This is a genomic window from Campylobacter sp. BCW_4321 (genome assembly GCF_001763075.1).
GTDB lineage: Bacteria > Campylobacterota > Campylobacteria > Campylobacterales > Campylobacteraceae > Campylobacter_D > Campylobacter_D jejuni.
Window position 1 is genome coordinate 116,941 of sequence record NZ_MJYA01000018.1, and the last position, 6,463, is coordinate 123,403.

At 30.6% G+C, this 6,463-nt stretch carries 6 protein-coding genes; 2 read left to right on the top strand and 4 right to left on the bottom strand.

Annotated elements, in window-relative coordinates:
* Positions 1 to 3: 3 nt before the first annotated feature.
* The 4 genes from ruvX to ilvC are packed head-to-tail and all read right to left on the bottom strand — an operon-like array spanning position 4 to position 3,255.
* Positions 4 to 387, bottom strand: coding sequence for a Holliday junction resolvase RuvX (gene ruvX / locus AJN58_RS03730; RefSeq protein WP_070233159.1), 384 nt, complete (start codon positions 385 to 387; stop codon positions 4 to 6).
* On the bottom strand, positions 384 to 1,157 hold the full coding sequence (locus AJN58_RS03735; RefSeq protein ID WP_070233157.1) for a DNA-processing protein DprA: 774 nt from the start codon (positions 1,155 to 1,157) through the stop codon (positions 384 to 386). The genes ruvX and AJN58_RS03735 overlap by 4 nt, the downstream gene beginning before the upstream one ends.
* Complete coding sequence (locus AJN58_RS03740; RefSeq protein WP_070233155.1) at positions 1,147 to 2,229, bottom strand: divergent polysaccharide deacetylase family protein; 1,083 nt, start codon at positions 2,227 to 2,229, stop codon at positions 1,147 to 1,149. The genes AJN58_RS03735 and AJN58_RS03740 overlap by 11 nt, the downstream gene beginning before the upstream one ends.
* A 3-nt stretch (positions 2,230 to 2,232) precedes the next feature.
* A complete protein-coding gene (ilvC, locus tag AJN58_RS03745; protein WP_070233153.1) occupies positions 2,233 to 3,255 on the bottom strand; it encodes a ketol-acid reductoisomerase in 1,023 nt (340 codons plus the stop codon).
* A 118-nt stretch (positions 3,256 to 3,373) separates the two neighbouring features.
* On the opposite strand from ilvC, the gene AJN58_RS03750 reads away from it, so the two are divergent.
* Positions 3,374 to 5,308: an RNB domain-containing ribonuclease gene (locus AJN58_RS03750; RefSeq protein ID WP_070233148.1), complete on the top strand. Its 1,935-nt coding sequence runs from the start codon at positions 3,374 to 3,376 to the stop codon at positions 5,306 to 5,308.
* Complete coding sequence (locus AJN58_RS03755; protein ID WP_070233146.1) at positions 5,301 to 6,266, top strand: DNA polymerase III subunit delta; 966 nt, start codon at positions 5,301 to 5,303, stop codon at positions 6,264 to 6,266. Before AJN58_RS03750 ends, AJN58_RS03755 begins: the two co-directional genes overlap by 8 nt.
* Positions 6,267 to 6,463 lie beyond the last annotated feature (197 nt).

Genomic DNA, 6,463 nt, shown 5'->3' on the forward strand with positions numbered 1-6,463 from the left:
ATTCTAGAGAGCAAAATAATCCTTTATCATGATAAAAGCAGCCAAAGAGTCTAATTTACCATCTTTTTTGCGTGTATTTGCTACGCCGTATTCTAAAGCTTCTTTACTTGTTCCGCTTTCATCTACAAAGCAAATTTCTTTATCAAATTCAAGCAAAGAAACAAAATGCTTAATGCGTCTTGTCATTTCTTCTTCACTTGACCCACCCTTAGGAATGCCTACAATGAGTAAAGAAATTTCATGTATTTTAAGTAAATTTTTGATTTCATTAGCGGCTTGATTGCGATTTTTTCTTAAAACTGCATCTAAAGGCAAAGCGATCTTTTTATCTACGCAAAGCGCTGCACCTATGCGTTTTAAACCTACATCTAAAGCCAAAGCTCTCATACTAAAACCCTTATAAAAAGCCCTTCTATGGAAATTTTTCCCTCAAGTTCGTATTCATAAACTTTTTGTCCATAAATTTTTAAAGCCTCATCAACACTCACACCTTTTTTACAAAACTCTAAAAACTCATCTTGATTTGTATCTATACTTGCAAACTCACTTACAAATTCTTTAAAATCACAGATTAACTTTGCTTTATTTTCCTTTAAAAGCAAATTAGTCCCTGTACTTTCTCCTAGTCTTTGCGGTAAAACATATAAAGGCTTATTAAGTTCTAAAGCAAGCCTTGCACTTTGCATAGAACCACTTTTTATATCTGCTTGTGCAACCACAACAGCCTTACTTAAAGCAATAACCAAACGATTTCTTAGTAAAAAGTCATAATTTTTTGGCAAATAATCATCTTCGTATTCGCTTAAAGCTAAAGCATTTTCATAAATTTGTTTAATGATTTTTTCATTAGTTCTTGGATAAATTTGATCTAAACCATTAGCAAAAATACCTATAGTATTTGGCATAGCTGCCATACTTGCAGTGATATCCACACCCAAAGCACCGCCACTTACCACACAAAGATGGGCATTTTTAAGCATACTCGCTAAGGAAAAAACACAATTTTTCGTATAAACACTCATACGCCTTGAACCTATAATAGCGATTTTATCTTGTCTTAATAAAGATAAATTTCCTTTATAGTGTAATTTTTTAGGAGGCTTTTTTAAATCTTTAAAAAGTTCTAAAAATTCATCAGGCAAAATTTCACTTGCCATAAATTTCACTCAAATACACAAGATCAACGCCTTTTAACAAATCCTTGCTTTGCTCTAAGGCTTTAAAAGTATTTTTCCTAGGATGTCCTATGGCTATAACAAAACCTTTTTTTTGTGCAAGTTTTACTGCACTTTGAAGTTGTTTTTTAACATAATTAACATCATCTTCATTATCCAAAAACACATCTCTTTGTATATAAGGCATACTGAGTTCTTTAGCGATTTTATTTGCCTTAGAATTTCCTATAGTTTTAGAATCTACAAAAAATATATTTTGATTTTTTAAAGCCTCATAAAGCTTTCTCATAGCTTCTTCATTGCTTGTAAATAAACTTCCTGTGTGATTATTGATGTATCTTAAATCCTTAAAATCTTTTTTAATTTGCTTGATTTTTTTAAAAATTCTTTCCTTACTATCATTTGGGTTTAAAGTATCAATTTCTGGTTTATTATAATTAATCGCTGCTAAAGGCAAATGCACCATATAAAAATCAAATTTTAAAGCAAGTTTTGGCGTTTCGCTATGGTTTTTATCTGGCGGGAAAAAAGAAGGATTTAACTTTAAATTTAAAGCTTTTAAACCTCTAACCTGACTTGCATTTGCCATATCATCGATAATAATAGCAAGTTTTGGTTTTCTAGAAATTTTATTTAAATGAATATCTTCATCAAAAGTTAAATTTTGATCTTGAGTTAAATTTGTATCTTTTGGAATAAAATTTTGCTCTAAACTCTGATTTTGTTCTAAACTTAAATTTTGCTCCACACTGCTTAAATTTTGCTCATTTAAACTTGTATTTAAATCATCAATTTCTTGAATTTTTTGCTCTAAAATACTTACAGATTTATTATTATCAAACTCATTCTCTTGAAAAACACCAATTTCATAATGATCTTTGCTTGATGAAATTAAATCTTCTTGTTTATCAATAAAATAATCCGGCTTAGCAGAAGAAACATCTTGGGAATTTTGATATTTTACTAAAATTCCCAAAGCTAAAGCTATACAAAGTAAAAAAAGTATAGCTATGATTAAATAACGCTGAATTTGAACTAATTTTTTCTTTGACAATGTTTAGTTCTTATCTTTATCTACTAATTTTTTAGCACTGATCCAAGGCATCATAGCACGCAAATTGTGCCCTGTTTTTTCTATCAAAGAATCATTCATATTTTTGCGTTCCGCATGCATTCTAGCAAAACCTGCACGGCGTTCTAAGATAAAATCTTTTGCAAAAACACCATTTTGTATATCTTTTAAAACACCTTTCATCGCTTTTTTAGTCTCTTCAGTAATAATCTTTGGCCCTGTGATGTAATCGCCATATTCTGCAGTATTTGAGATAGAATAACGCATATCTGCAATACCACCTTGATAAATCAAATCCACAATGAGTTTCATTTCATGCAAACACTCAAAATAAGCCATTTCAGGTTCATAACCTGCTTCAACTAAAGTCTCAAAACCTGCTTGAATCAAAGCACTAAGTCCACCACAAAGCACGGCTTGTTCACCAAAAAGATCTGTTTCTGTTTCAGCTTTAAAGGTTGTTTCTATAATACCTGTGCGTCCGCCCCCAATCGCACTTGCATAACTTAAGGCTAAATTTTTAGCATTTTTACTTTCATCTTGATGGATGGCTATCAAGCAAGGGGTTCCACCTCCTAAAGTAAATTCATTTCTTACTGTATGTCCTGGTGCTTTAGGTGCTATCATGATAACATCTATACCTTTTGGAGCAACAATTTGACCATAGTGGATATTAAAACCGTGCGCAAAAGCTATAGCCTTGCCTTCACTTAAATTTGGTTTTATTTCGACATTAAAAATATCTGCTTGAATTTCATCAGGAGCTAAAATCATAACCACATCTGCTGCCTTAGAAGCTTCACTTACACTCATTACTTCAAAACCAGCATTTTTTGCTTTAACAGCACTTACACTACCTTCACGAAGTCCGATAATTACATTTACGCCATTATCTCTTAAATTCATCGCATGAGCGTGTCCTTGAGAGCCAAAGCCTATAATTGCTACTTTTTTTGATTTGATTAAATTTAAATCACAATCTTTATCATAATATACTGTAATAGCCATATTCACTCCTTAAAAATTCAAAAATTAAAGGTATTATTATAGCAATTAAAGTATAAATTTCATATTTTTTTTATAAACTTTATGTAAGAATTTTACAAAAAATCATAAAGTATCAAAAGTGAAAGAATTTTTAAACAGTCTTAGTTATGGTATTAGCTCTCACGAAGCAAGCAATGAATTTAAACAAATTTTAAGAGAGCTTTTAGCCAATCACATCATCAAAGAACACAAAAACAAATACTATCTTAACAATGGTTTTGCCTTTGGGGTGCTTGATATTTCAAGCAAAGGTACAGGTTTTTTACAATGCTTTGATGAAAGTTTCAAAAAAGATCTTTTGATAGAAAACAAAAACCTAAAAGGTGCAAACTATAAAGATATAGTTGCAGTAAAACTTCTACCTTTAAAGAAAAAACGCCCCAGTGCAAAGGTGATTTTAGTTCTAAAAAGAGCCAATGAAACCTCTTTAGTGATCACCAAAAGGTATGGCCAAGCCGTGCTTGGAATGAATATCAAAACAGGATTAAGCACTGCCTTAAAAGCTTCTCAAAAATCCTTAAAAGCACTACCTTTAGGGACAATTTTAAAAATAGAAAATGAAAATAACAATATCATAGAAGTTTTAGGGCATATTGATGATGAAAGTATAGATGAAAAAATCTCCTTAGCTCTTTTTAATAAAAATAACGAATTTAGCGACGCTTGTATCAAAGAAGCTCTAGCAAACGGTGATAGCGTTGATGCGAGTATGTATGAAAATCGCATGGATTTAAGAGCCTTGCCTTTTTGCACTATAGATCCTATACATGCAAAAGATTTTGATGATGCGATTTATTTTAACACTCAAAAACGAGAAATTTATGTAGCTATTGCTGATGTTAGCGAATATGTTTATGCTTATAGTGCTATAGATAAAGAAGCAAGAAATCGTGGATTTTCTATTTATTTTCCGCACATTGCTATACCTATGTTACCTCGTCCTTTAAGTGAAAATATCTGTTCTTTAAAACCTCATTTAGATCGCTTAGCGTATTGTTTTAAAATCACGCTCAATCATGAAAATAAAGTCATCAAAGAAGAACTTTTTGAAGGTATTATCAACTCAAAACGCCGTTTTAATTACGATGAAGTTGATGAAATTTTGGTACAAAAACCTGATTTAAAAGAACTTTCATGGCTTTATGAGCTTTTTGAAATCACAAAAAATTTACGCAAAATGCGTCTTAAAAATGCCTTTGAATTTCGCACCGAAGAATTAAGAATGAATTTAGATGAAAATTTAAGTCTAAAAAGCACAGTTTTTGAAAAAGACACGCCTTCGCATAATTTGATCGAAGATTGTATGCTTTTAGCCAATAAAGCCGCAGCAAAACTCATAGATATAGGTATTTTTAGAAATCACTTAAGTGCTGATGCAAGAAAAATCGATAAACTTTTAAATGAATTACGCGAACTTGGAATCGATGTAAATTTTAAGCCCAATCTTCCTGAACTCATACGCGACATACAAGCTTTAGCCGATGAATTAAATTTAAGAGCAGAAGTAGATAAACTCATCATCAAAGCACAAAAAAAAGCGGAATACTCTAGCGTAAATGCGGGACATTTTGGCTTAGGTTTTGATAAATACTCACATTTTACAAGCCCTATAAGAAGGTATTCTGATCTTATTTTACACAGACTTTTAAAAGCCAAACAAAAAAACGATGAAAAACTTTTTAATTATCTGCTTTTAAACATAGAAAGCACTTGCGAGAGTCTTAGTACGCTTGAAAGAGAGGCGGATAAGGTTGCTTTTGATTTTATGGATAGAAAATTTGCTAGATGGGCAGCTAAAAATATAGGCAAAAAATTTAAAGCTTTAGTTGTGCAAAATGATGGAGCTTGCATAGCCAAACTAGATGATGAAATCAAAGGAGCGGATATAATCCTTTATGATACGCGTGTAAATTTACTAGAAAGTGTTGAAGTGCAAATCATGGAAGCGGATATAGTTATGGCAAAAATTTATGCTAAAATCACCCAAAGACTTATAAAGGAAGAAAATGTATAGAAAAGAGCTTCAAACCCTGCTTTCTAAAGATTCAATACCTAATTTTTTCTTTCTTTATGGAGCAGATAATTTTCAAAGCGAACTTTATGCTGAATTTATAAAAGAAAAATATAAACCCGATGAAACTTTAAAACTTTTTTTTGAAGAATACAACTTCACTCATGCAAGTGATTTTTTAAGCGCAGGATCGCTTTTTAGCGAAAAAAAATTATTAGAAATTAAAACCTCTAAAAAAATTCCAATAAAAGATCTTAAAATTTTAGTCGAACTTTGCAAAAACAATGCGGACAATTTCTTTCTTTTAGAATTTTATGATGAAAGTTCAAAGCAAAGTGACATAGAAAAAATTTTCTCTCCTCATTTTGTAAGATTTTTTAAAGCTAACGGAGCTAAAGAAGGCGTGGAGCTTTTAAGCATAAAAGCAAAACAACTAAGGGTTGAAATCACTCAAAATGCTTTATTTACTCTTTTTACAAGTTTTGATGAAAACTTGTATCTTGCTGCAAGCGAACTTAATAAATTTAGCGGTTTAAGAGTAGATGAAAAAACCATAGAACAATACTGCTATAGTTTAAATACAGGAAGTTTTGAAAGCTTTTTTGATAAAATTTTAAAAAAACAAGACTTTAAAAGCGAACTTGAAAAAATTTTAGATAATTTTAATGAAATTGCTTTAATCAACTCTTTATATAATTCTTTTTATCGTTTATTTAAAATCGCACTTTATGCTAAAGTCAATGGCAAAATTGATTTTAAAGAGCTTTTAGGCTACACTCCACCCCTTCAAGTGGGACAAAATTTAAGCTCTCAAGCCTTTAGTTTAAAAATCGAACAATATAAAGAAATTTTCACTCTTTTACTTAAAAGCGAATACGAACTTAAAACCAATCCTAAACTCGTAAAAAAAGAATTTTTGATTTCGAATTTGCTTAAACTTGCAAGGATTTTAAAAAGTTAATTTTTAATCTTCAATCCTCTTCACTTCTTTTTAATCGTCTTAAAATAATTTAAAATGATTGTATTGTTAATCTTAGCTGAGTTTTTAAAATACTTTAAAAGAATGATTGCAATCTAAAAAGAGTTTAACAACCTTAAAAACATCCATCCTAATAATTTTAAAATTATCAGGATGAAATTTTTAACAAGTAGGAGAGT

What these genes read in the sequence shown, in the direction of transcription:
- AJN58_RS03755 (WP_070233146.1), top strand. Translation starts at nt 5,301, where the DNA reads ATGTATAGAAAAGAGCTTCAAACCCTGCTTTCTAAAGATTCAATACCT.
- AJN58_RS03735 (WP_070233157.1), bottom strand. Translation starts at nt 1,157, where the DNA reads ATGGCAAGTGAAATTTTGCCTGATGAATTTTTAGAACTTTTTAAAGAT.
- ilvC (WP_070233153.1), bottom strand. Translation starts at nt 3,255, where the DNA reads ATGGCTATTACAGTATATTATGATAAAGATTGTGATTTAAATTTAATC.
- ruvX (WP_070233159.1), bottom strand. Translation starts at nt 387, where the DNA reads ATGAGAGCTTTGGCTTTAGATGTAGGTTTAAAACGCATAGGTGCAGCG.